Origin of the sequence: Megasphaera micronuciformis F0359 (assembly GCF_000165735.1) — a bacterium.
GTDB lineage: Bacteria > Bacillota > Negativicutes > Veillonellales > Megasphaeraceae > Megasphaera > Megasphaera micronuciformis.
Map to the genome: position 1 here is coordinate 117705 of NZ_GL538184.1, position 24548 is coordinate 142252.

Here is a 24548-nt window from a genome sequence, read left to right on the forward strand (position 1 = left end):
CTTTTTCATTTATGCTTATTATCTGGCGTTTGCCTCCCCGCGAAGCACCATACCGCGACCGCAATCGACCGTAACCAGTTCACCGCTCGTTAAGGCCGACGTATCGGCGCCGATGATTGCCGGAATGCCCAGACTGAGGGCCGTAATCGCCGATTCGCTTGTAAGGCCCGCCTCTTCGGAAATAATAGCCCCGGCCCGTTTAATGTAAGGAATAAGTTCCGGACCCGACCCTTTAACGACAAGGATGCATCCCGGTATGAAATCCCGTTCCAATTGTGCCTGGCTGTTACCGAAGCAAATATTGCCTACAGCCGACCTCTTACCCAAGCCGATGCCGCGCAGTAGTACATCAGCAACTAGGCGCACACGAATCATATTGGTCGTACCCGACGTGGAAGCAGGTACACCGGCTGTCAAAACGACTAAATCTCCGCCCTTAATCAAATTGTGTTCCAATGCCGCTGATACCGCATTTTCCACAACATCGTCAGACGTTTCTCCGCCTTCTCCGATAATGGCTTGTACGCCCCAGTTAACCTGTAACCGGCGTACAATATTTTCATGAGGCGATACGGCTATAATAGGACTCTTGGGACGATATTTGGATATCATCTGAGCTGTATTGCCGCCTTCCGTAGATGCGATAATCGCTGCCGCACCCAACGACTCGGCAATGCGCACCGTCGCCCGTCCGATGGCTTCTGTCGTCGATAGAACATCTTTTCCCGTATCCTGATGGGTTACGGGATCGAATTGACTTTCCGTATATACGGCAACACGAGCCATCGTTTCAACCGCTTCTACCGGATACATGCCGCCTGCCGTTTCGCCACTGAGCATAATGCCGTCCGTGCCGTCCAAAATGGCATTGGCAATATCACTCGTTTCGGCACGGGTCGGGCGAGGGTTATTCATCATAGATTCCAGCATTTGCGTTGCCGTAACGACCGGTTTCCCGGCCTGCTGGCACTTACGAATGACCATCTTCTGTAAAGCCGGAACTTCTTCTGCCGGAACCTCTACCCCCAAGTCGCCGCGAGCCACCATGACGCCGTCACTCATACGAATAATATCGTCAATATTGTCAATAGCCGTACGACTTTCTACTTTCGACATGATTTTCATAGAACTGCCGTGCTTTTCCAGAACCTTACGAATAGATACGACATCGCCGCCTCTTTGGATAAACGAAGCGGCAATCCAATCCATATTTTGCGAAATACCGAATTCAATGTCCTTTATATCCGTTTCCGATAAAGCCGGTAACTTAATGGGAATACCCGGCACGGCAACCCTCTTACGATCGCTCATTTTGCCGCTGTTCAGAACCTGCGTTACAATGTCGTCACCTACAACGGATTGTACTTCCAAGTTGACAAGACCGTCAGACAAAAGGATATGGTCGCCGGCCTTCACTTCCTGCGGCAAGTCTTTATACGATACGGAAGCTATTTTATCGGTTCCTTCCACATCACGGGCCGTTAAAATAAATTCCTGCCCCGCTTTCATTTCAATAGATCCTTTTTTAAACAGGCCCAAGCGAATTTCAGGCCCCTTTGTATCCAGCAATAGAGCAACGGGTTTTCCTACCTTCCGTGCGGCGGCTCGAACAGCTTCGATCCGTTTACCGTGCTCTTCATGAGAGCCGTGAGAAAAATTAAACCGTGCCACATTCATACCTGCCCTAAGCATAGCTTCGAGTTTTTCCGGTGTTTCCGAACTCGGTCCCAAGGTGCAGATAATCTTTGTCTTCTTCATCATGCCATTTTCTCCTTTACAAGTATACATCTATACCTGTCACTAATTATATGACCTTTATCTGTCGTATATGCTCGTCCAATAGTTGAGCCTTCGTCAATTATACACTCTATACATTAGAAATATAACTGTCGACTGAAATCAAGATTGCATAGTAGCGAGTCGCTTTTCGTCCCACCGGTCGGTATTTGCGTCCCTACAGGTATTCTACCCCATAGGTTTATGAATTGCAACGCTCAAAGACTCTTCTCCCCGTAGTTATTCCACCCTATGCATGCTATAATACAAATACATACACAGTCAGTATAGTTTATAAATAATCGGGGGTCCTCACATGGATCAAGCAAAATACTTGGAAATGGTAAAACGTAACCCTTACACGCTGGAACACATTGAAAATCCGTCTGAAGACATTATGCTTGAAGCCGTTCGCCGTAACGGCATGGTTCTTCAGTACATCAAAAACCCGCCGCTTAACGTAGCGGAAGCGGCTATTGAAAATGAAGCACGAGCTATACAGTTTTTGTCCGACCCGCCTGCCGACTTGGCAAAAAAGGCAATTTGCAAAAGCTGGGCCAATCTGGAATACATTCACAATCCGTCACGAGAACTCATTACAACGGCCCTTTCCTATTCGGGGTGGGCCATTAAATATGTACGTGACCCGGATGAGGCTTTGCAGCTGGAAGCCGTGAAAAAAAACTTTGACGCCGTTAAGTACATTGATAATCCGTCACAGGAAATTCAAGAAGCGGCAGCTGCTCAAAGTTATGCCGCTTTACGGTATATTGATGATCCCGTGTTTTCTGCTGAAGCCTTGGCGGTAAAAAACGATGAACAGGCTCTACGCTTCATCAAAAATCTGACAACGGAAAAATTTATCTCCTTATTTAAGATTAACAGCCTCATCTTAAAGTATATGCCGCCCAATTTCGCCATTGCCGTCGATGCTGTAGAAGATGCTCTACGCCAAGTTATCGGCAGCGAAGAAGTAGATGAAAAATATATTCGCGATTTACTGAATAATCACAGTATCGGTCGTACCGTATCTACCATGCCCATTGACGTCATTGCCCTGATTGATGAATACGGCAGTCCTAAAGCGCGGCGAATTACAGTTGATGAAAAATTAAAATTTACCTAACCCTTAAGAGGTGTGCATATGAATTATACGGAAACCTTAGAAAGTGTCGAACTCGTTTTATCTGCCGGCCAAGTACCCCTTATCGTCGGCAAAACGGGTATCGGTAAATCTGCGTTGGCCCGCGAGTTGGCCGAGCGTCTCAAGGCGCATCTGGTCTATATTGACGGCAACTTGTTAAAAGAAGGGGAAATCGGCGGCCTGCCTCTTATCGATGATTTTACAAAACGAACGAAAGACGGCAAATTGACGCACGTAAAAACGACGGTATACGCAGTCCATAACAAGCTTCGCGAAATAGACGAATACTTGGAGAAAAAAGAACCCGTCTTGCTCTTTATCGATGAAATAAATCGTTCCGAACATGCGGTTCAGCAGGAACTGATGAATCTTATTTTAAATAGAGAAATCAACGGGTATCATCTGGACTCGAGTGTCTCCATCTTAGCGGCCATGAACCCTGCCGATTCGCAGGATTACGAGGCTGTCGATATGGATGCGGCTCAAGAAAATCGTTTTGTCTGGCTATATATGGAAGCGGACCCGTATCAATGGTTATCCTGGGCCGCTGAAAACAATATTGACGACAAAGTTTGTCAATTTATTTCCACCTATCCTGAATACCTCATTCGTGCAAATGAAGACGATATAGATGCTACGCCGCGAAGCTACGAGCGTATTTCCGCTCTCTATCGCCGCTATATAAAGCAACAAAACGTGCGTCGCTCCGTTTTTTATAATGTCGTTCGAGGTAATGTCGGCAAAGTCATTGCCGAAGAGTTTTTAAATTTTATTGAAAGCGATTACACGCCCTTAATCACGTACGAAGACGTCTTTACCGGCCCTTCTCTGTCTGATGACATAAAAGAGCGGGTAGCGGCGGAAACTCATACACGACTATACATAAGTGCTCGCAATATTTTGAATCGTCTGAGTAAGGCCTTACAGGAAAAAACACTTGACGGCCAATTTGCCGTATCTCGCTTCGTTACCTTCTTGCAAACGTATCCTGTCGATTTGGCGGTTGCCGTCATGAAAGATATCCGTAATACTATGCCGGCTATCTACGAATACGCTCAATATAATGACGATTTTATTGATATGTATTTTGCACCCTTCCGACGCCGGAGATAATCTATGAACAAAACACCTGTCGACATCGATCAGGAGGCCATTCTCCTTTTCCACGACCTTGCCGAGCAACGGGATAACTATGCGCGCAACGATGAAAAAGCCGGTTTTACCGTTTCATCCGAATTCAGGCACCGCTTCTTTTCTCTTTTAGATATGCTGAACCTTCGTCTTATTGATGACAGGGATAACTTTTTCGGTTATTTTCTCTTCCAAGCCGACAGGGACTTGCGGTTTCAACTGGACAGTCCTACGGGAACAACATTCAAAAACGGCCGCTATACCCTCTATTTTAATCCCTATCTGTTTCTACAGCTGACTGCGGAACAAATGGAAAGCGCCGTTAAGCACGAGGTTCTTCATATTCTCTCTCTTCATCCCTTGCGGACCAAAGACCTGAAAAAACGCTTCTCTCCTCTGGCTGTAGATTTAGCCATGGATATTGTCGTCAATACCTATTTGGCCCCCCTACCGTCCGATGCCGTCACCTTGGCGGTCGTCAACTTGCAGTACGGCCTCTCGATGCCCTTATTTGAATCTCTCGAATACTATGCGGAAGAAATTCAGTGCGCCCTGAATAAACGGCCTAAGACGGATGCCTTTACGGACATGAAAAGCGGCGAAGCTTTCTTCTCTGAACGCTTTAACATTGAGCACAGCCATGACATTTGGGAAGAAAGCGACGATGTCGATGAAAAAACACTTATTGAATTTACGAAAAAAGCCGTCGACGGAGCCAGAAAAAGCAAGCCCAATGCCTATTTGGCATCCCTCATGGCAGCCTTGGATCGTGCCGTCAGTGACAGGCCGTGGTACGAATACTTAAAAAAAGTAGTGCGCACCGTAACGGCCAATTATAAGAAAACGACGACTAGGCGCAATCGTCGGCAACCGGAACGGCTGGATCTGCGCGGCGAATTACGTAATAAAAAAGCTGCCGTTACCATTGCCTTGGATATTAGCGGCAGTATCGGAGATACAGAATTCCGCCAGGCTATGGAGCAAGTACTTCAAATTGTAAAGACCTGTGACCATGATCTGACAATCATTGAGTGTGATAACGAAATTCGCCGTATCTACCACATTGAAGACCTTGCGGACTTGCAGGAGCGATTTCCGAAGCGAGGCGGCACGGCTTTTGCCCCTGTTATCGAGTATTGTAATGCCCACAAGCCGGATATTCTTCTTTTTTTCACGGACGGCAAGGGGGAAGAAAAGCTTCCCGTACCGCCTAAGGGATATCCGATTTTATGGCTTCTCACGGGAAAAGACGGCATACTCTCCTTGAAAAAGCCGTACGGAAAAATAAAAAAATTACAGTCCGCCGAGCCTCAAGACGCTCCTTTTGATTTCGATGCAGTCGAAAAAGGCGGCTTTTCCATGGCTAACCAAGAACGTACCCGGGACCTGTCCGAATACATTCGCGGCTGAAAAACGAAAACAGACGGCATGCACCATTGCGTGTCGTCTGTTTTGCATATTTACCACCTCCGGCTGAGCGTAAAACCGAAGGCTCTGCCCGTTCGGTGCCCTTGCGGTTTGTATAGCGGCGTCCCTGCAAAAACGTCATACGAAAAGCCGGGCGAAATATCTCCCCGCATGCCCACGACAGCACCGGCAAGGGTTCTGCCTGTCCCCATCCGTGCCGAAGGTCCGTATACGGCACCTGCATCGATACCGGCGTATGCGGAGCTGTGCAGTGCCGGGATATAGGAAGAAACTTCGCTTTGCACGTACCAGCCGCTTTCTCCCATGAGCGTATATTCCCCGTCAAACCCCCGCACCGTGTACCGGTTCCCTATGCTGATCATATCCACGCCGTACAGTCTGTCGCCGCCGGTCGTCCACGTTTACGGCAAAGGCGCCGTCTCCCGCATAGATGCCGGCCTATTCGATTACGCCTATGTAGTCGCTTTCTATCTTCCCCTTGCTGATAGTGACCGTAATCTCCATGTTTCCTTTTTTAATTTTGTAAAGGTCGATACATATATAAAACTACTTCCAGTGGCATTGTTCTGATAAGGATACACCCTGAGTTTTTTATAATTCCTCCAAACAAGTCTTCATAGCAGAGATATCCTCTTGTTTTTCTAATCCACGACGAAGGATCTCGTCAAAATACCAGATCTTTTCGGATTCTCCTTTGATTCTTAAGGTTTGGTATATCTGCCGATCGCCTTCTGACACGTCCTGTAAAGAATCCTTCAAAATCAACTGGCCCCCGAATTTATCCTTAAACCGCTGCAACGTAGTTTCGAACGGTCCCGTAAATTCTTCTGACACGGTTTGATAATAGCTCCGGTTATAAACCTTCTCGACTTTTCCAAAGGGGACTACATTGGTCTTGGTGTATCCCGATATTCCATAGGTATATAAGTACGGTGACTCGAAATAGTAGGCAAATATCCATGGTTCTATAGCAACATAGACGTTATGCTGAATAAGGTTTCTATCGGATTCCATCTCATACCGCATCATCCCAAAGTATTTTACCTTATCTACCTGTATAACATTCACGGTAGACCAGTACATACCATATAAAATAATAAATGCCATTACCGTCAACAAACTCCATGCTCTCATCCTAATTGTCATTTCTATTTCACCCCATATAATTCTGCCAATGAAAAGGTAACATCATATGTTGTTTTAAAGGCATAGGTCCCGCAGAGTCCATTTTGTTGTACTATATATGTCCCTAAGAAAAGAGCCAAGTCTTGCATCTTTTTCACTATGATTCCAATTGTCTGTCATACGGTTTATCTTAATAAGATCAGCAGCTTCCTTTGTCGTTGTAATCGTTCCCGAAGTGATGGCGGATTTGAACGACGCGCTTATCCAGCTGACGACCTCTCATATAGCAAATATGAAAGGAAGTGCCCTCCGACAAAGTCATCAAGCTCGGTTGATCCACTCTCATTTTTTCAAAACAATAAACTATTATTCTTTACTCCCGGCTATAGAGAATCTAATCCTCGCTCCTTCTCCAAATACTCATCTATCTTGTCCGGAAAATGAATACATTTCCTTCTAAAATAAGACGTTCTACGCTCTTGCCCAGCTTCTTTTAACCCTAAGTAAATATGTCTATCCATCTCCGACACATCTTGCAACGAGTCCCTTAAAATCAGTTGTTTCCCGAATTTATCCTTAAACCGCTGTAATGTAGTTTCAAATGGCCCCATAAATTCGTCGGGTACATAGTTATAGTAAACCGAATTATATACTTTCTCTACGCTTCCGCCGGGAAGTACATCAGTCTTGGTATATCCCGATACGCCATAGGTATATAAATACGGGGGACTGTAGGTATATGCAAATACCCATGGCTCTACCGCAACGTTTGCCTCATCATGAATGAGCGTAATATTGGAAATAAATTTATATCGCAGCAGGCCAAAATATTTTATGGAATCCAATTCTACAAAGCCGATAGCAAGCCAACACAGAATAACCAAGAGGGTATATACCGTTACCTTTACCGCCTTCACCGGCCTTCGCTCAATATTCATTTAACTTTTCCTCCACTTCCTTCAATGAAAGGATAACATCATACGTGGTCTTAAATGCATAGGTCTTCCTCAGTCCGGACTGCTGTACCAGATATGCCGCTCCAAAGAGATCTCTAAGATGCGCATCAATTGGGCTATGATTCCAATTATCTGTTATTGTTATTTTCGCCGCAATTAAATCCGGACTTATTTTATATATTGTTACGATTGAGGTAGCCGACCCTAATCCAAGCGCAAGATCTCTTCCATACGAATAAAAGCTGTTTGACGTCATAAACGTAGGCATTTTCACACCCTTATTTTCTACATTCCTTATAGTCTGACTAACAAGAAAGATGCTTAAAGGCACGTTTTCCCGCAATACCCTGTTGACATTAGATTCCTTCCCGAATTCAAATATGGGATAGCCATTCTCTGTATATTCAACATTCGTAATACCATACTTTTTATAATCAAGCTGCATCACACCGTCTTTCTCGTAATGATCCAAAAATACATTAAGCAAATCTCTGGCTAATGGCATGTCGTATTTTTTAGCGGACTCAGCGCGCTCTTCTAACAGTTCAATTGCGTGTGCTTTTTTGTCAGCTGAATATAAAGGATTCCGTTTCTTTTGCTCTTTAAATTCTTCATCATATCGACTTACCATACTTTCATATGCTTCTTTCCGCATCTTTTTAGCATGGTCATCCAAATTCAAGCCGCTAACCGTAGCCTCTATCCCTTCACCACCATAAATGGGATGCAGTTCAATTGGCGCGGAAGGCCGTTCTTCTTCATCCAGGAGTCGGCATTTCTCCAATACGGCATCCCGCTCTTCCTCCGTTTTACATGCATAATATTCTGCATTAAGTGCAAAAAATTCTTCATGCGTTAAATAGTTCCATTTCGTGCCGCTCAATGCCGCGGCACTTCCTATACTGCGGGTTTCCCCGATAAGCACATTTGTCGCGCCGCCGATGAGGAAAGCAGTCCACTGCCGCACGGCCGGGTCTTTTATACTACGCAATTCTTTTTGCACCAATTCATTTACTCCGGCACCGAAGCTTCCCGCCTTAAAGGAGCCGCCGCCGATTTTGCTCATAACTCCCCCGACAAGGGCATGGAGCATGACTTTATTGGCACCGCCGTCTTGCCATGCCTTCCACTCTTCATAGCTTTTGGCATGGCGCTGCCGATAGGCTGCATAGTCGCCAATGGCTTTAAATGTTATTTCACCGAATTCTTTAGCTAACAACTGCCGCTCTTCAAGCTTCTTCTTATCGAAGATTTTCCCCAGCTGATTGAGCGAGTTGGCCGTATCCCGATTTATCTTGGTAAGGTCGGTATTTTCCTTTGTCGTTGTAATCGTTCCCGGGGCGATGGCGGATTTCGTCGCGGTATGTACGTCCTTCTGTACGCCCGGCAAGACATCCGGCGTAAGGCCCGTCTTGTTGTAGTTTGCATCCCGTTCTTCTTTACCAGCGTACTTGTTATACGCTATGCCCTTGTTGTCCAGCTTATACGACGCGCTGTTTTGTATATCCTCCATGACAAGATGCCCCGTAGTCAGGCTGTTCTTTTCCGCACTTGCCGTGCTGCCGATAACGGCCCCTTTAAGATGCATCGTATCGCCCACGTTTACTGCAAAGCCGCCGTCTCCCGCATAGATGCCGGCCTGTTCGGTCACGCTCATTGCTTCGGCTTTCGAGAAATATCCATCTGCACTACTGCCCCATTCCTGAATATAAAAAGAGAAGCCTTTCGGCAAAGCTATCGGATATCAGTTGTTTAACTGCATCATTGGTTATCGCTACCTGCTGTGTCTGCACCCGTTAACAAAGATTTACCAAAATTTATACCTATATTGATATCTGATAGAGAACTCTTCATGCATTTTCATGCGTACCTCACATGTCAAATGCTGTTGATATGGCCCCTGCACTTTATCCAATTTATAAATGTGCTCTTGTACGGAATTATAATATTCTTTTTTTAATGCATAGCCACTATTTTCCAGTCTTGAAATAATTTCATTTTCATTCACTGCATGATTGCTGACATAGACAACCGTATATGGATAAATTGTTCCATTTAATACAGGCACACCTCTTTGATTAAATCCTTGTGCACTTATATTCGTATCCTTAAATTCAATACTATATGCTTCTCCTTTTAAAATATTTTCTATTCTTCCTTTTTCCGAATTAAATTTATCAAACAAGCCCCCAAAAACAACATATATAAAAAGTAATAAAATGATTCCTCCCCTTATTACCTCAGAACGACCCCATTTCATTCTCTATTCCTGCCCTCCTTCCTATCTCTTTAATTAAAAATCTTTAATATTCCCTATAAATATAGTTCTTCTATACGTGAAGTTGGTTCCGGCACTTGTAATAATACCGAATTCTGTATTTATTGCACCACCATCGTAGCCTTTGCTAACACTACCGGACAGCAAACTGCTTCCTGATATGCCATAGCTACTTCCACCAATTGCATCTATAATAGTTTTGTCTGGATTATTTTTTAACCAAGATGGATCAACATATCCATATCCTTTTCCTACAAAAATCGGTGTGCCCACACCAAAACCACCGGTACCTTCCGCAAAAAGATAAACATTTCCTTCTTTATCAATAATTCCCCCACCTGCGCCTGTAAGAAATTTCAATGCCCCGACACCTAGTTCAAAATATTCATAATCCGAGGTCATTTTAGCCGGATCCGGTATAATCCCCTCTTCTATCAATTGTCTCCCCATCTGTTTACTTGACGGGTTGAGTCTTTTAAAGCTTTCCGGTGCGCCAAATGAGAATGAAGTATTAAATGCTTGCGAAATATCTCGTTTATCTTTCGGCAAATATTCATTGGGAACCCATGCACCGTTTGCGTACCATGCGCCATCAGCCCCTTGTTCTACGGGATATCCGGCACTCATCATTCGTACACCTAACCAGTCATTGGTTACTTCCGTATGTCCGTCCGAATATATGTGATAGATTCTTCCGTCACTTGCCTGATGTCCTTCTCCGATAATGCGAGGCTTTTCATTGCTGCCATAGTTGTCTCCGTATGTCGGCCTTATGCCGATGGCGAGATCTCTATATACCCGGCCGTTTGCTCGAAATTCTTCCAATTTTGCGTCCCTAAGCGCACTTAACCGTTGCCTTTCTTCCGGTGTGTTGTAATATTCGGCAAATAAATTATTAATCAACTCTGTAAGCTGTATGCCGAATTTATTGTCATACGCCTGTATATCATGCTGCCTAATCGAATCATTAAGCTCTTTAGATATCATATCGTTTGACCCGTATAAGAGGCTGTTTTCACCTTCATAGTCATTTAAAGCCAAATAATATGCCGCCTTCTCCAAAAAAGCGCCTCTAGCCGATTCTATATCTCCGCCTTGCTGCAAACTGATAAACCACTCATAGTCATTCAAAAGATTCATCTGATCCGAATGCATTAACCAGTTGTATGTTGTCCCATCCATTGCAACAGCTGCAGATCTTGCAAAAAGAGGATGCAACATTTCGGCTAAGCGCTCCAAAGTGCTGCATCCTCTCAAAGTTATCCTTTACCTATACAAAAGCAGTATATCCTCAGATGCCACGCCCAGTCGTTCCGGCAAGGCTGCCGGCCGCCGGTCTTTGGCGAAACGCCACCAAATATGCTGCGTGCCTTCCTGCTGGTCGGAATAACGGAATTTCAGAACCCACTCAAAGGGCTGCTCTATCTCTTCGACTATGCGCAGATTGAAGGCGTTGCGCTCTTCGTCGATCTTAAACGCGTGAGCACGCACGCCTACGGCACAAAGGTCGTCACCGACCGCTTCCTCCGTCCTAAAGGTCACGCCCCAGCCGGGAACGTTCACCTCATGATCGCCCGCTTTCGCGGCGGCAATGATGTTCTTGCAACCCGTCAAGGCGGCTGCCGCCTTTGTCCGCGGCGCTGCAAAAACATCTTTTGTCCTGCCGAATACTTCCAGCCGTCCCGCCGAGAGAATCGCCAGGGAATCGCAAAGCTGGTAGGCTTCATCGCGGCTGTGCGTGACGAGGACGACGTCCTTCCGGAAACGTGCCAACGTCTCGCTGATTTCGATCATTACCTTTTCCTTCAAATAGCTGTCCAGCGCACTGAAAGGCTCATCAAGGAGCAAAACGTCCGGCTCGTTCACGAGAATGCGCGCCAAGGCGACGCGCTGTTGCTGTCCGCCCGAAAGCTGTCCCGGTTTCTGTCGTTCCAACCCGGTCAGACGCAGGCGTTTTACCATGGAGCCGACGATTTTTCCCTTTTCCGCCTTATTGCAGTTCTCCCGAATACTGTGGAAAATATTTTCTTCTACGGTCATATTCGGAAAGAGGGCATAATCCTGAAACAAATAGCCTACGCGCCGCTCCTGCACAGGCACGTCTATCTTTTTTTCGCTGTCGAAGAGAACCTTACCGTCCACGCCGACAAATCCCCTGTCCGGTTTCTCAATGCCCGCAATGCTCTGTAAGGTTTTGCTTTTGCCGCAACCGGAGGCGCCTAAGAGACCGACAATGCCACCGGGCGATGAAAAAGATACATCGAGTGAAAAATCGCCCCATCTTTTTTGTACACTTACATCTATTGCCATGCTCGGCCCCTCCTTTGACGAGCCTTCTTTTCCATCATATTCACGGTCAAGAGCACGACAGCACTGATTATCATATTAATGACAACCCATATAAAAGCACTGTACTCGTCATTGGTTCGCCATAACTGATACACGGTAGTAGAAATCGTAGCCGTATTATTCGGTATATAGCCGATAAGCATACTCGTCGCACCGTACTCGCCCAAGGCGCGAGCAAAAGCCAGGACAACGCCGGCAATGATGCCTTGCTTACAAGCGGGCATGCGGATTCTCCAAAAGATAAACCGTTCCGACAGACCCAAGGTCCGAGCACTCCAAGCCAGGTTTTCATTAAAGCTCTCAAAGGCTCCGCGAGCGGTTCGATACATGAGCGGAAAGGCCACGACTGCCGAAGCGATGACGCCACCATACCAAGTCATAACAAACTGAATACCTATCTGTTTCAGGTAAATACCCAGAGGATGTGTGAGGCCGAAAAGGAGAAGTAAAATCCAGCCGCACACCGTTGGCGGCAAGACGAGAGGCAGGGTAAGCAATACATCTAAAATTCCCTTAGCCAACTTCGGTAAAGCGGCAATTTTATAGGCCGCAAAAATACCGAGAAAAAAGACGATGACACAAGAGATGGCCGCTATGCGCAAACTGTTCCAAAGAGGATACCAATCCATGTGTAACGAACTCCTTATACGCGGCTGAAGCCTACGCTTTCAAATACCTTCATAGCTTCATCACTTTGTAAGAATTTCAAGAAATCTTTAGCTGCATCTTGCTGTTTCGAATTCTTCAATACGGCTGCCGGATAAATAACCTGACCGCACATTTCCTTGGTCGCCTGGTCAACAGGTTTCAACTTCGCACTGAAAGCGTCAGTAGCATAGACAACGCCGCAATCGGCACTTCCTTCCAAGACCTGTGTCGTAACTTCTTTTACATTGGAGCCGTATGTAATGTTACCGGCAGATGCAATCGCTTTTTCATCCAAGTTGTAGAATTTCAGGATTTTTTCCGTATACTGGCCGACCGGCACGTCACTGTTCCCCATAACCAGACGAACGGAACCGTCTTTCAACTTGGCCGCCATATCGTTAAAGTTTTGGATTTGCTTGGGATTTCCTTCAGGAACAACCAATACAACCTTATTTTCCAACAAGTTAATGCGTGTCGCCGGATCTATAAAATCCAATTTGTCCGGGTTAGCCTTTTCATCTTTCGAGACATCCAACTGATTCATCTGCTTTTGAGCTGCCGATATGAAGAGATCACACTCCGCCCCGTTTTGGATTTGTTTTTTCAATGTACCCGAAGAATCATAGTTAAATGTAATTTCTACATCGGGATGCTGCTTTTCATACTCTGTTTTAAGCTGATTCAACGTTTCCGTCATACTTGCCGCAGCAAATACTGTTAAATGCACTTTTTCTTTCCCTCCTGTCGATTTAGAACCTTCCGGCTGTCCGCCGCAACCGATAAGCCCCACTGCCAAGGCCGCCATAACAGCTAAGCCTACCGCTTTTTTCCAGGTATTCATATTTAAAACCTCCGGCAAAATTATTTTCTGGCACAGTCAGACGCCCCGTAGCGCAATAAATCCAACGGATGAGCGACAGTGCTTAAAAATACGTCCAAACATTCATCGCAAGCCTTGGGACTTCCCGGCAAGTTTACGATCAATGTACCCTTACGAAGAACACTCGTAGCCCTTGAATACATGGCCCGTTTCGTAAACTTCATCGATTCGGCTCGCATGGCTTCGGCAATTCCCGGAACCATACGATCCGCCACGGCCAGAGTCGCCTCAGGGGTCACGTCAGTCGGTGCGAACCCCGTACCGCCTGTTGTCAAAATAAGATCTGCTTGTCGTTGATCGGCTAGGCGAATTAATTCTTTCTTCAGTTTTTCTTCATTATCGGGTAAAAGCAAGGTCTCCATAACTTCGAAACCTTCCTTTTCCAATCTTTTTACAATAAGCGGGCCGCTTTCGTCTATGCGTTCCCCGCGACTGCCCTTATCGGACAAGGTGATAACGGCCGCTTGATAGGGACGCGGGCCTTTACGCTCTTCAATGACCAGTTCATCACCGCAATGCAGTGTTCCGCCCTCAAGGACGCGTGCAAATACGCCTTCTCTCGGCATAATACAGTCACCGACGGAATGATAAATGGCACAATGAGTATGACACTCCTTACCGATTTGCGTCATTTCCAAAAGTACGTCCCCGGAGCGCAACAAGGTCCCTACCGGCAAGGTAGCAAAATCAAATCCCGAAACAACCAGGTTTTCGCCGAAGGCTCCGAAATCAACATGAGCTCCTTTTTCTCTAAACGCATTTATCTTATCGGCAGAAAGAAGACTCACCTGACGATGCCACTTACCACCGTGTGCATCACCTTCAATTCCCCAATGGACAAGAAGATTGGCTTCTTTTATCGGCTCCTTCTGCACGCCTCGTTTTCTGCTTATACAAATAGCTTCTATCTTTCCCATATTATCACCCACCGATTCGATTCATCGTCTTATTTTCCGTTATTTCCCCGATATGAGAGAAACAATGGCCTTGCGGTTTGCTTTTGACGGCACGTGTCAGAGCCGCTGTCAAACTGTCTCCGGAACCGCCGCGTAAGACAGCTTTGAGGTCGATACCGCTGTCATAGCACAGACAGGGCTTCAAAAACCCGGTACTCGTCAACCGCATACGATTGCATTCATCACAGAAGCGATGAGTATTGGCGGCAATAAAGCCTATATACCCTTGCAACAAACTGCTTCCGTAATAAACGGCCGGCCCGTTTCCTCTTACATCCCGGCGATAAGCCAAATCAAGATATTCTGCTTGTAATATCTGCAAAACTGCATCCTCTGTCGGGCCTTTTTCAAAGCGACCGAAGCCGATAGGCATAACTTCTATAAAACGCACATCAACAGGCATCTCTTGTGCCAAATGTGCCAGGCGTAAGATCTGGCTTTTCGTTTCACTGAGAAGAACCGAGTTGATCTTGGTCTTAAGTCCGGCAGATACGCAAGCAGCTACGGCATCTACAACCGCATCCACTCCGTCCGTTCCTGTCAAGCGATGAAACTGTTTGCGATCCAATGTATCGAGACTGATATTAATACCGTCCAATCCCATATGTTTAAACTCGTCTATATGCTCTTTTACGAACATGCCGTTCGTCGTAAGCGTAACAGTCTCTACCCCGTCCGTTTCTTTTAAACATCGCATAAAGTCGACACAGCCCTTACGCACCAGCGGTTCACCGCCCGTAATCTTAAATTTTCGAATACCTAGGCGAACGGCCGCTTCACAAATACGTAAGATCTCCTCATACCGCAAGATTTCTTCATGTTCCACATCGGGAACGGGGTCGGGCATACAATAGCGGCAACGAAAATTACACTTATCCGTTACGGAAATGCGCAAATAGTTTATACTTCTCCCCGACTTATCTTTCACGGTTTTCACCGCCTTCGTTAAACAAGAAGGGACCGCTCTTACCGCCCGTCTTTTCTTCTAAATGCACCTCGGAAATGACCATTCTCTTATCGACGGCTTTGCACATGTCATATACGGTCAGTAGAGCCACGGATGTTCCCGTAAGAGCTTCCATTTCAACACCGGTCTTACCTTCACAATAAACCCGACATTGTGCTTCAACGGCACGTGTCTCATCATGAAATAAGAAATCTACCGTGCACTTGGTAATCAATAAATTGTGACAAAGAGGTATCAAGGAACTTGTCTTCTTTGCCGCCATAATTGCCGCAATACGGGCTGTTCCCAAAACATCACCCTTGGTAACTTGACCGTTTTTGACGGCTTTGTAACACTCGTCGTTCATGAAAATCCGACCGGTCGCCAAAGCCATCCGTGATGTAACCTGTTTATGTCCCACATCAACCATGAGAGCATTTCCTTTTTCATCAATATGTGTAAATTTTGCCATGCATCACACCTACTTACCGAACCCGCAATTGGGGAAGGTACAGACGGGACAGTCCAGGCATAACCCGCCCTCACCCATACGCGCCAAAGTCACTGCATCCAATTCCGTACCGGACATCAAATAAGGCAAAGCCAAATCGAAAATCGTCCGTTTTGCATACATAACGCACCCGGGCAATCCGACAACAGGACGGGCATCTGTCGTATACGATAAAAGAAACATGGCTCCCGGCAAAACCGGTGCGCCGTAGGAAACTATGCGATTCCCCGTGTTTTTAATGGCTAAAGGAGTTCTGTCATCAGGATCGACGCTCATGCCGCCTGTACAGAAAACAGCTTCCATCCCTGCTGTCAACATGTCCTTAATAGCGGCTGTAATGCCATCGGGATTGTCGGGAAGGACGGTATGCATTTCCACGCGAGCCCCGAATTCTTTTACCTTGTCATAAATGACGGGCGAAAAGGTGTCTTCAATTCGTCCGTAAAAAACTTCATTTCCCGTCGTAACAAGACCTACCCTTTTAACCTTAAACGGGCGGATATTCATTAACGGTTTTCCCGCCACCGCTTTTTTTGCCGCTTCCATCTTTTCTTTCTCAATGACCAGCGGAATCACTCGCATACCGGCCAATTTATCACCTGTATGTACAGTAAAACCGCCGTGTCTGGTAGCAACCATCATTTCACCGAGACCGTTGATAATATTTAATCGCCTCGTATCTATTTCCAACATGCCGTCACAATCGGCAATCAAATCGATCTTGCCTTCCTTCGGCTCTGTAGCATGCATTCCCGATCCCATAGTAAGATCTCTCAGTACAGCGGCACCTTCGTCTTCGTGCATCATTTGCTCGTCATTTTCCCAAACAAAGAGCGTATCCTTTCCGACTGATAAAAGGACGGGTATATCTTCTTTTTGTACCACATGACCCTTACGAAAAACCGGGCCCTTGGAGACGCCGCGAATAATCTGTGTAATATCGTGACAGAGAACCTGACCTACGGCCTCTTCCGTTTTTATCCGTTTCATAGCTTGTATTGCCTCTCTGAAAATTTCTCCATAGTGTAAACAACCGGCTCTCGACGTGAATGCCGGAGCCGGTATTACATGATTATTGTAACCTATTTTATTATAAATAGCCAGTATCCAAACGCAAGTACTTTTCTTCACAAATGGCTATTCTATGCCTTTTTCTTGGGGTAACACTTCTTGTACACTGCCCCCACGAGAATACAACCACCGATAATATTTCCAATCGTGACGGGAATCAGGTTGTTAATAAAGAAGTTTCCCCACGTAAGAACGGACGTATCTATCCCTTTAGCCACTGCCGCCGCCGCATAGACAGGGTCTCCTGCGGCAAAAATCCCCGCCGGAATGTAGTACATATTGGCAACACTATGCTCGAAGCCGCATACAACAAACAGAAAGATGGGAAGGTATACAGATGCAAGCTTTTCCGTTACGGAGCTGCCGCCGGCGGCAATCCAAACGGCAACGCAAACCAGGAAGTTACAGAATATGCCGAGAATCAAAGCGCTTAAAGGAGCTAAAGACACTTTAGCGACTGCTGTTTTCATAGTAACCAAGGCCACCCCGTTGCCGAACAGAGAGTACTGATGGGCTTGTGTCATCAAAAAAGCTACTAAAATAGAGCCCACAAAGTTACCGATATACACTAAAAACCAGCAACGAAACATTTTCTTCCACGAAATAGCCCCTTCACCGGCACTGATAATCATGAGACAGTCACCGGTAAATAATTCCGACCCGGCAAGAACTACCATGGCAAGACCTGCGGGGAAAATCATAGAGCTCACAATTTTGGCAAGTGACGGATTTTCAATCATACTGCTGCCCGTATTGGCGCCTACAGCCGCCAATGCGATGTACATCCCTGCCAACAAAGCTAATAAAAGTGCCTTGTGTAAGCAAAGATCCGCCTTGCCTTTACCGATGTCAATAAACTTTTCCGAAATTTCCTGGGGAGAAAACATAATAATGATACCTCCTTGCTCTAACCTATTAGAAATAAGCAAATATAATATGAGTTCAGGTTATAGTATATATCTTTATAAATTTTCGTCAATACAAGTTTTTTTGTAATTTTTTTTTGCAACGCCGCCAAAATATGATAGGATTCTTTAAAAGGAAGATTTGAAACGAGGTGGTTTACCTTGAAAAGACATGATAAAATTCCCAACTTATCGCTTTTAATCTTAGCCGGCGGCAAAAGCAGTCGCATGAAAAAAGATAAGTCTCAATTGCCCTGGCAAGATTCGACAACGTTGACTCATATGCTGACAAATTCTTACGTTTATCCCTTTGAACGCACGGTTATTTCCGCAAACAGGATAATAGAACCGCAAGAAATTCCGGACTTTATCCGTCAAAGCTCGATACAAGACGGTCATACAACAGAATACATCCGAAACCGGGGACTTGACACGGAGCGTCACCTTGCTATTGTATCCGACCGTTATTCAGACTGCGGCCCTTTAGGCGGTATGGAGGCGGCCATGAGATTATATCCTTCCGACCGTTGGCTCATCCTGGCCGTGGACCTTCCCTTTTTCGACTTTTCACGGGTGCCTGCTTTGCTGGCTGCCGATGCCTCCGAGTATGACGCTGTTATACCCGTTGTCGAGGGGCGAGAAAATCCCTTGGCGGCACTTTATAAGGGACGGGTTTATGAAAAAATCCGTACAGCCTTGGCCGCCGACGACTACAGAGTTCGAAAAATTTATAATAAAAAGGCGATTTTCATCGACGAAACGCCTTATGCACGCCAATACTTGAATATGAACACACCCATAGCCTATAAAGAAGCCCTGGCTTGTGCAATTAATCAAAATCGCCCCGTTCCTGTCGTTTCCATCACTGCAGAAACTTCGGGTACAGGAAAAACACATTTGATTACACAAGTCATCAAAGAGTTGTCTGCCCAAGGGTATAGGGTCGGCTATGTTAAAAGCACTCATCATATGTCTACAGGGCCTAAGCGAAACAGCGATACGGATCTGGCGACCCGCGCCGGAGCCGTTTGTACGGCTCTTATCCCGGACGGACCGAAAAAAAGCCGGGCCATAGAGGACGCCGCCTTTTCTATGTCCGTAGATTTGGTCCTCATTGAAAGTCGCCGTCACGGTCTTTTTCCGAAACTTTTGGTTTTACCGCCTGAAGCCGGTGCCGCAGAAGAGGACAATGAAACAGTCGCCTTGGTGACACGACGAAAGGATACAAATTCAGTGTATTTTAATACTTTACACGTTGACAATATTTCTGCCTTGGCGAAATACATAAAACTATTGGCCAATCTGTAAAATCCTCATTTTATCTGATGTTTTAACTATCTCTCCATTTATAATCCGTAAAAATTTTCGTTTTTACGTGTTGCATATTGAGAAAATTAGGTATAGAATAGACATGTATCAAAACATCCATGAGTAAAACTCATGAGAATTTTTCTTTTGGCGTATAGTTATGTAATTGTTCATCTATGCGCTTATTAAAAGAGGTGAATCACCACATGTCTTACGAAACGATTACTACCGTCTGTCCCTACTGCGGTACGGGCTGTCTTATTGACTGTACTGTAGACAGAGAAAATAATCGCGTCATTGAAGCAAAGGGATCGCCGCACGGCGTAAACAATGACGGACGTTTGTGCTTGAAAGGCCTGTACGGCTGGGATTATCTGAATGATCCCAAAATTTTAACCAAACGTATTCGCACTCCCTTAATCCGTCGCGGCGGTAAGGGAGCTCCCTTGAAACCGGCTACTTGGGAAGAAGCCATTCAGTATACTGCCGATCGCTTAAAGGCTATCATCAAAGAATACGGTCCCGACACGGTTATGGGTGCCGGCTCGGCTCGCGGTCCCGGAAATGAAGTAGGCTACTTAACTCAAAAATTCATGCGCGCAGTTATCGGTACCAATAACGTCGACCACTGCGCCCGTATCTGACACGCTCCTTCTGTCGCCGGGCTCGGCGAAACATTAGGTGAAGGCGCTATGTCGTACAGCGTGCCGGAAATCGAAGATGCGGAAGTCATCTTCAACATGGGCTACAATGCAGCTACCTCTCATCCCCTTGTAGCGCGTCGTATTGTACGGGCTAAGAAAAAGGGAGCCAAGATTATTTGCGTTGACCCCCGCAAGACGGAAACAGGTCGTATTGCCGATATTTTCCTGCCCATTAAGGGCGGCACGAACATGCTCTTCCTTTGTGCTATGGCTCATGTCATTGTCACGGAAGACTTGGTTGACCATGAATTTATTGAAGCTCATACAGTAGGCTTCGATGAGTACGCCCGGGAAATTTCCGATCCCAAGTACGCACCGGAAGCCATTGCCGAACAGACCCATCTCGATGCGGAAGAAATTCGTAAGGCCGCACGCCTCTTCGCTTCTTCCAAGCATACTATGACACTTTGGGGCATGGGCGTTACACAGTTCTCCCAAGGCGTTGAATGCGTTATTGCCTGCTCCAACTTAGCTTTAATGACCGGTAATTTCGGTCACTATGCAACAGGCGTAGGCCCCGTACGCGGACAAAACAACGTACAGGGAACTTGCGATATGGGCGTTCTACCGAACGTATACCCGGGTTATCAAAAGGTTACTGATCCGGAAGTTCGTGCCAAGTTTGAAAAAGCTTGGGGCGTTCCCCTATCACCCGTTAACGGCACGCCGCTGACACACGTTCCCGACAAAGTACTACGGGAGTCGGATCCGAAAAAGCAAATTCATGCTTACTATATCATCGGCGAAGATCCGGCCCAGTCCGATCCGGATTTACCGGAAATTCGTGAAACGCTCTCGAAAATCGATTTCGTCGTCATTCAAGATATTTTCTTCAACAAAACCAGTGAATACGCCGACGTTATCTTCCCTGCTACGGCCTGGGGCGAACACGAAGCCGTATACTCGTCCTGTGATCGCCGGTTCCAGCGCGTTCATAAACTCGTGGATCCGGATCCGAACGTCAAGACGGACTGGGAAATTCTCTGCCTCGTAGCCACAGCCATGGGATACCCCATGCACTACAACAACACGGAAGAAATTTGGGATGAAATGATTTCCCTTTCACCGAAATACTACGGGGCTACGTATGAAAAACTGGAAGCCAACTACGGCATTCAGTGGCCTTGCTACACTCGCGACCCGGAAGATAAGGGCACGAAATTCCTTCACGAAGGGGCTACCTTCAACAAACCGGAAGGTAAGGGACATTTCTACTTCTTCCCCTTCACGCCTGTAAAGGAAAAAGAAACGGAAGAATTCCCCTTATCCTTGTCTACAGTCCGCGAAGTCGGTCACTACTCTGTCCGTACCATGACCGGTAACTGTCGTCTCTTGCGTTCCCTCGCCGACGAACCGGGCTTCATTCAAATGAACCCCGACGATTGCGAAGCTTTGGGAATTAAAGACGGCGAACTGGTGCGTGTCTTCTCGCCTCGTGGTCAAACGATTACGAGAGCTTTGCCGACAGAGCGTGTATCCAAGGGCGCTACGTATATGACCTATCAGTGGTGGGTCGGTGCGTGCAACGAATTAACTAACGCCAAACTCGATCCGAAGAGTCATACACCGGAATTCAAATACTGCGCCTGCCGCGTTGAAAAAATCGACGACCAAAAAGCAGCCGAACAGGAAGTTGTTGAACGATACAAAGAAATTCGCCGCTTAACGGGCGTTCTCGAAGAAACGGAGGCGGCATCGAATGAATAAATTCATCAAATCGGATCCTATGCTGTGCATCGGCTGCCGCACCTGTATGATTGCCTGCGTTGTCAATCACACGGGAAAGAATGTATTCAACATGGACCCGGACAGCTACGACTTTACGCCGCGTGTCCAAATTCAAATTACCAAGGACATGACAAAGCCCGTACAGTGCCGTCAATGCCCTAAGCCCAAATGCATGGAAGCTTGTCCCTTTAACGCCATTTCCATGGGTGAAGACAGTGTTATCCTCGATCAGGATATTTGTAAAGGTTGCGGCAAATGTGCCAAGGCCTGCCCCTTCGACGGTATTACGATGGCACGCATTTACCATGGCGATACAAAGGGCCGTCCTTTCCGCCAATTGGCTTTTAAATGTGACCTGTGCCACGGTACGGAATCAGGCATTCCCGCCTGCATCGAAGCATGTCCTACGGAAGTATTCACACTTTTCGACCCGGCAGAAGCGGCGGCCAAGGCCAAGGCAGCCTTAGCGGCTAAGCAAGCTGCAGCATCGAAAGCATAACAGAAAGGTTCAGCTTATGACTCCCATATCAGTAAAAGAAGTAAATCGTATATGGGCGGATGTACTGACCACGACAACAGTCGGGACGGAAACAATCCGTCCCGATCTTGCGTTGGGGCGAATCCTCGCCGAAGATATACATGCCGCCGAACCGTATCCCCCTTTTCGTAAGTCTCCTTTTGACGGCTATGCCGTTCACTTCGAAAAAGGTCGCACAGACTATGAGGTCTTAGCGACCCTCGGTGCCGGCGAGGTCTATGACGGCACGGTAAAAGAAGGGGCTGCCGTTCGTCTTATGACGGGCGGAGCCCTGCCTGACGGAACGGACACCATTGTCATGCAAGAACAGGTGTCCGCTACAGCCGACGGAAAGAGTATTCATCTTAACCTGCCCGTGCAAAAGGGTGACAATGTCATTCCCATCGGTGAGGAATGTACGACAGGTGACTTAATTCTCAAAGCCGGGTCCGTCCTGACTGCCGGTGCCATGTCGGCAGCTGTCGGCATCGGTCATACGGATTTGACGGTCTACAAGGATCTGCGAGTTCTCTTTATTACGTCGGGCCAAGAATTAGTCATGCCGGGAGAACCCCGCAACGGAGCACAGATTTATAATTCCAATGCCTACCTGTTTGCCGGTCTTTTGCGTGAATACGGTTTCGGACAAATCGGCTACATGCACGTAACGGACAAGGTGTCCGAACTGGATACGGAAATTACCCGTATCTTCTCAGCCTCTATGGAAGTCGATATAATTATCAGTACAGGCGGCGTTTCCGTCGGTCTCTTCGATTCTATGCCGCAAATTTACGAACGCATCGGTGCCCGTAAATTATATGACCGCGTGACCATGCGTCCCGGTTCCGCGTCCTTTGGCGGAGTCATTGAAAGGAAAGGTAAAACCGTCCCTATTCTCGGCTTATCCGGCAACCCGTCGGCAGCTTTTAACGCCTTTCATCTCATTGCCTTGCCCGTACTGCGTCGTCTCCGCGGCGAGGAACAGACAGCTTTACCGGAACTTGATTGCCGTATGAAAGAAGGATTGCATAAAAACAACCCGGTCGATCGCTTCGTCCAAGGCACGGTTTCATATGAAGACGGTATCCCCTTCTTTACGCCCCTGGAACGAGCTACGGCAGGCTCCTTATTCGGACCGGCTCGTGCCGACGCTCTCGCCTTTATTCCCAAAGGTGCCCCTCCTGCGATGGAAGGAATGAGTGTAAGAACCGTATTGCTGAAAAAATAACGGACAAATGCTAAAAGGGAGTGACCTGTAGGTCACTCCCTTTTCTTATTTATACTAAGATATATTTCCCTGGAAAGACACTCTTTCAGGATGTGTATATAGGCGGAAGGAGTCGGGACGCAGGCCGCATACAACCGTAATCCCGTATTCATCTGCCAACTTCAACCCCAAGGCCGACGGCAAAGCTCTTGATGCGATTAAATGCACACCCATACCGTGTACCTTGGAAATAACGGACTGAGGTACGCGACCGCTGAAGATAAGCATCACATCGGAGACATCGATTTTTTTATCTTCTACAATCCCTCTCAAACGGTCTAAAACATTATGACGGCCAATATCTTCAGCATAGGCCAGGACTTCACCGTTACGCACTAATGCCCCTTCATGAACACCGTGAGAGGCGTGATGAGCTGCCGATAACGAATCAAGTAAGCCGCCGTAACCACAAATTTCATCGGCCTTAACTGTTCCTAATCGATCTGCCGGAGGCGTCGGTATTTCATGAGCTTCCGCCGTCATCTTAACGAGAACCTTTCCGTCTTCTACAACCAAAGACTCAATATCGGCATATGTAGGCACCAGATTTTCAGCCAGAACATAGCCGATAGCCAGGTGGTATATATCCTGAGGCGAGGAAATGATCATTCCCCGTTCACTGCCGTCAATAATGACAGGGACCATGACTTCTTGAGAAATGGGGGCCGTCTTTTCTTCCTTCCCCCTTTTGGTATAGTAATCGACATATGAAATCTCCGAGCAGGGAGAAAATTTTAAGACATCACTTTCTTGAACCTTTTTTACTTGCATACTTAAATACCTCTGTTTTCAATAATATATTTGCAATATATATATTATAACATATATAGTTATGCAGATACGATGATGTAAGCCAATTACAGCTACCGAAAAGCTCTACGTTTATCCCCTACATACAAAGAGGGCGTACGCATTAGCGT

23 protein-coding genes are annotated in these 24548 nt (G+C 46.5%); 7 read left to right on the forward strand and 16 right to left on the reverse strand.

Translation table 11 applies throughout. The features are described 5' to 3' along the window. Window positions 1–18: 18 nt before the first annotated feature. The gene (gene pyk, locus HMPREF9429_RS01725; RefSeq protein WP_040773275.1) at window positions 19–1761 is read right to left on the reverse strand and encodes a pyruvate kinase; all 1743 of its coding nucleotides are present in this window, start codon (window positions 1759–1761) and stop codon (window positions 19–21) included. 331 nt (window positions 1762–2092) lie between these two features. Here pyk and HMPREF9429_RS01730 point away from each other — a divergent pair, with 331 nt between their 5' ends. Genes HMPREF9429_RS01730 through HMPREF9429_RS01740 form a run of 3 tightly spaced genes read left to right on the forward strand, consistent with a single transcriptional unit; the run spans window position 2093 to window position 5461 of the window. Next, window positions 2093–2902, forward strand: a complete 810-nt coding sequence (locus HMPREF9429_RS01730; RefSeq protein ID WP_006941182.1) for a DUF4116 domain-containing protein — start codon at window positions 2093–2095, stop codon at window positions 2900–2902. 18 nt (window positions 2903–2920) lie between these two features. Beyond that, on the forward strand, window positions 2921–4033 hold the full coding sequence (locus HMPREF9429_RS01735) for an ATP-binding protein (protein ID WP_006941183.1): 1113 nt from the start codon (window positions 2921–2923) through the stop codon (window positions 4031–4033). A 3-nt stretch (window positions 4034–4036) separates the two neighbouring features. Then, entirely contained in the window at window positions 4037–5461 is a 1425-nt protein-coding gene (locus HMPREF9429_RS01740) for a vWA domain-containing protein (RefSeq protein WP_006941184.1), read from the forward strand. Window positions 5462–5511: 50 nt separating this feature from the next. Here HMPREF9429_RS01740 and HMPREF9429_RS01745 read toward each other — a convergent pair whose 3' ends face one another. From HMPREF9429_RS01745 to HMPREF9429_RS01810, 14 genes are all read right to left on the reverse strand, one after another. Next, the gene (locus tag HMPREF9429_RS01745; RefSeq protein WP_269479163.1) at window positions 5512–5856 is read right to left on the reverse strand and encodes a ShlB/FhaC/HecB family hemolysin secretion/activation protein; all 345 of its coding nucleotides are present in this window, start codon (window positions 5854–5856) and stop codon (window positions 5512–5514) included. A 214-nt stretch (window positions 5857–6070) separates the two neighbouring features. After that, window positions 6071–6586 carry a hypothetical protein gene (locus HMPREF9429_RS01750; RefSeq protein WP_156780689.1) on the reverse strand — a complete coding sequence of 172 codons (516 nt, stop codon included), beginning with the start codon at window positions 6584–6586 and terminating at the stop codon, window positions 6071–6073. 401 nt (window positions 6587–6987) lie between these two features. Then, window positions 6988–7542 carry a hypothetical protein gene (locus HMPREF9429_RS01755; protein ID WP_006941188.1) on the reverse strand — a complete coding sequence of 185 codons (555 nt, stop codon included), beginning with the start codon at window positions 7540–7542 and terminating at the stop codon, window positions 6988–6990. Then, the gene (locus HMPREF9429_RS01760; RefSeq protein ID WP_040773278.1) at window positions 7532–9217 is read right to left on the reverse strand and encodes a hypothetical protein; all 1686 of its coding nucleotides are present in this window, start codon (window positions 9215–9217) and stop codon (window positions 7532–7534) included. Before HMPREF9429_RS01760 ends, HMPREF9429_RS01755 begins: the two co-directional genes overlap by 11 nt. A 150-nt stretch (window positions 9218–9367) precedes the next feature. Continuing rightward, on the reverse strand, window positions 9368–9820 hold the full coding sequence (locus tag HMPREF9429_RS01765; protein WP_006941190.1) for a hypothetical protein: 453 nt from the start codon (window positions 9818–9820) through the stop codon (window positions 9368–9370). Window positions 9821–9853: 33 nt separating this feature from the next. After that, on the reverse strand, window positions 9854–11077 hold the full coding sequence (locus HMPREF9429_RS01770; protein ID WP_040773281.1) for a hypothetical protein: 1224 nt from the start codon (window positions 11075–11077) through the stop codon (window positions 9854–9856). 27 nt (window positions 11078–11104) lie between these two features. Next, entirely contained in the window at window positions 11105–12148 is a 1044-nt protein-coding gene (locus HMPREF9429_RS01775) for a sulfate/molybdate ABC transporter ATP-binding protein (RefSeq protein WP_006941192.1), read from the reverse strand. Further along, window positions 12139–12816 carry a molybdate ABC transporter permease subunit gene (modB, locus tag HMPREF9429_RS01780; protein WP_006941193.1) on the reverse strand — a complete coding sequence of 226 codons (678 nt, stop codon included), beginning with the start codon at window positions 12814–12816 and terminating at the stop codon, window positions 12139–12141. The genes HMPREF9429_RS01775 and modB overlap by 10 nt, the downstream gene beginning before the upstream one ends. Before the next feature lie 14 nt (window positions 12817–12830). Beyond that, window positions 12831–13676 (reverse strand): molybdate ABC transporter substrate-binding protein, encoded by an 846-nt coding sequence (gene modA / locus HMPREF9429_RS01785; protein ID WP_006941194.1) that lies wholly within the window; start codon window positions 13674–13676, stop codon window positions 12831–12833. A 20-nt stretch (window positions 13677–13696) separates the two neighbouring features. Further along, complete coding sequence (locus HMPREF9429_RS01790) at window positions 13697–14632, reverse strand: MOSC domain-containing protein (protein WP_040773283.1); 936 nt, start codon at window positions 14630–14632, stop codon at window positions 13697–13699. Window positions 14633–14636: 4 nt separating this feature from the next. Continuing rightward, window positions 14637–15599 (reverse strand): GTP 3',8-cyclase MoaA, encoded by a 963-nt coding sequence (gene moaA / locus HMPREF9429_RS01795; RefSeq protein ID WP_040773286.1) that lies wholly within the window; start codon window positions 15597–15599, stop codon window positions 14637–14639. Further along, window positions 15589–16089: a cyclic pyranopterin monophosphate synthase MoaC gene (gene moaC / locus HMPREF9429_RS01800; protein ID WP_006941197.1), complete on the reverse strand. Its 501-nt coding sequence runs from the start codon at window positions 16087–16089 to the stop codon at window positions 15589–15591. The genes moaA and moaC overlap by 11 nt, the downstream gene beginning before the upstream one ends. Before the next feature lie 9 nt (window positions 16090–16098). Then, the gene (locus HMPREF9429_RS01805; protein WP_040773289.1) at window positions 16099–17118 is read right to left on the reverse strand and encodes a molybdopterin-binding protein; all 1020 of its coding nucleotides are present in this window, start codon (window positions 17116–17118) and stop codon (window positions 16099–16101) included. 152 nt (window positions 17119–17270) lie between these two features. Further along, window positions 17271–18086 carry a formate/nitrite transporter family protein gene (locus tag HMPREF9429_RS01810; RefSeq protein WP_006941199.1) on the reverse strand — a complete coding sequence of 272 codons (816 nt, stop codon included), beginning with the start codon at window positions 18084–18086 and terminating at the stop codon, window positions 17271–17273. Between the two features lie 180 nt (window positions 18087–18266). Here HMPREF9429_RS01810 and HMPREF9429_RS01815 point away from each other — a divergent pair, with 180 nt between their 5' ends. The 4 genes from HMPREF9429_RS01815 to HMPREF9429_RS01835 all read left to right on the forward strand — a co-directional run bounded on the left by HMPREF9429_RS01815 (window position 18267) and on the right by HMPREF9429_RS01835 (window position 23589). Further along, entirely contained in the window at window positions 18267–19412 is a 1146-nt protein-coding gene (locus HMPREF9429_RS01815) for a molybdopterin-guanine dinucleotide biosynthesis protein MobB (protein ID WP_050777755.1), read from the forward strand. Between the two features lie 206 nt (window positions 19413–19618). Further along, on the forward strand, window positions 19619–21823 hold the full coding sequence (gene fdhF / locus HMPREF9429_RS09310) for a formate dehydrogenase subunit alpha (RefSeq protein WP_083801168.1): 2205 nt from the start codon (window positions 19619–19621) through the stop codon (window positions 21821–21823). Beyond that, window positions 21816–22343, forward strand: coding sequence for a 4Fe-4S dicluster domain-containing protein (locus HMPREF9429_RS01830; RefSeq protein ID WP_006941204.1), 528 nt, complete (start codon window positions 21816–21818; stop codon window positions 22341–22343). Before fdhF ends, HMPREF9429_RS01830 begins: the two co-directional genes overlap by 8 nt. Before the next feature lie 16 nt (window positions 22344–22359). Next, window positions 22360–23589 carry a molybdopterin molybdotransferase MoeA gene (locus tag HMPREF9429_RS01835; RefSeq protein ID WP_006941205.1) on the forward strand — a complete coding sequence of 410 codons (1230 nt, stop codon included), beginning with the start codon at window positions 22360–22362 and terminating at the stop codon, window positions 23587–23589. A 54-nt stretch (window positions 23590–23643) separates the two neighbouring features. Here the strand turns inward: HMPREF9429_RS01835 and HMPREF9429_RS01840 are convergent, their stop codons facing one another. Then, window positions 23644–24399 carry a formate dehydrogenase accessory sulfurtransferase FdhD gene (locus HMPREF9429_RS01840; protein ID WP_006941206.1) on the reverse strand — a complete coding sequence of 252 codons (756 nt, stop codon included), beginning with the start codon at window positions 24397–24399 and terminating at the stop codon, window positions 23644–23646. Window positions 24400–24548: the final 149 nt, after the last annotated feature.

Bases quoted from the DNA above. Each gene is read 5' to 3' on its own strand.
- HMPREF9429_RS01730 (WP_006941182.1), top strand. From the start codon at position 2,093: ATGGATCAAGCAAAATACTTGGAAATGGTAAAACGTAACCCTTACACG.
- pyk (WP_040773275.1), bottom strand. From the start codon at position 1,761: ATGATGAAGAAGACAAAGATTATCTGCACCTTGGGACCGAGTTCGGAA.
- HMPREF9429_RS01790 (WP_040773283.1), bottom strand. From the start codon at position 14,632: ATGGGAAAGATAGAAGCTATTTGTATAAGCAGAAAACGAGGCGTGCAG.
- HMPREF9429_RS01835 (WP_006941205.1), top strand. From the start codon at position 22,360: ATGACTCCCATATCAGTAAAAGAAGTAAATCGTATATGGGCGGATGTA.
- HMPREF9429_RS01805 (WP_040773289.1), bottom strand. From the start codon at position 17,118: ATGAAACGGATAAAAACGGAAGAGGCCGTAGGTCAGGTTCTCTGTCAC.
- HMPREF9429_RS01765 (WP_006941190.1), bottom strand. From the start codon at position 9,820: ATGAAATGGGGTCGTTCTGAGGTAATAAGGGGAGGAATCATTTTATTA.
- HMPREF9429_RS01735 (WP_006941183.1), top strand. From the start codon at position 2,921: ATGAATTATACGGAAACCTTAGAAAGTGTCGAACTCGTTTTATCTGCC.
- moaC (WP_006941197.1), bottom strand. From the start codon at position 16,089: ATGGCAAAATTTACACATATTGATGAAAAAGGAAATGCTCTCATGGTT.
- modA (WP_006941194.1), bottom strand. From the start codon at position 13,676: ATGAATACCTGGAAAAAAGCGGTAGGCTTAGCTGTTATGGCGGCCTTG.
- modB (WP_006941193.1), bottom strand. From the start codon at position 12,816: ATGGATTGGTATCCTCTTTGGAACAGTTTGCGCATAGCGGCCATCTCT.
- HMPREF9429_RS01760 (WP_040773278.1), bottom strand. From the start codon at position 9,217: ATGAGCGTGACCGAACAGGCCGGCATCTATGCGGGAGACGGCGGCTTT.
- HMPREF9429_RS01755 (WP_006941188.1), bottom strand. From the start codon at position 7,542: ATGAATATTGAGCGAAGGCCGGTGAAGGCGGTAAAGGTAACGGTATAT.
- HMPREF9429_RS01750 (WP_156780689.1), bottom strand. From the start codon at position 6,586: ATGGCATTTATTATTTTATATGGTATGTACTGGTCTACCGTGAATGTT.
- HMPREF9429_RS01775 (WP_006941192.1), bottom strand. From the start codon at position 12,148: ATGGCAATAGATGTAAGTGTACAAAAAAGATGGGGCGATTTTTCACTC.
- HMPREF9429_RS01740 (WP_006941184.1), top strand. From the start codon at position 4,037: ATGAACAAAACACCTGTCGACATCGATCAGGAGGCCATTCTCCTTTTC.
- HMPREF9429_RS01810 (WP_006941199.1), bottom strand. From the start codon at position 18,086: ATGTTTTCTCCCCAGGAAATTTCGGAAAAGTTTATTGACATCGGTAAA.
- HMPREF9429_RS01830 (WP_006941204.1), top strand. From the start codon at position 21,816: ATGAATAAATTCATCAAATCGGATCCTATGCTGTGCATCGGCTGCCGC.
- HMPREF9429_RS01840 (WP_006941206.1), bottom strand. From the start codon at position 24,399: ATGCAAGTAAAAAAGGTTCAAGAAAGTGATGTCTTAAAATTTTCTCCC.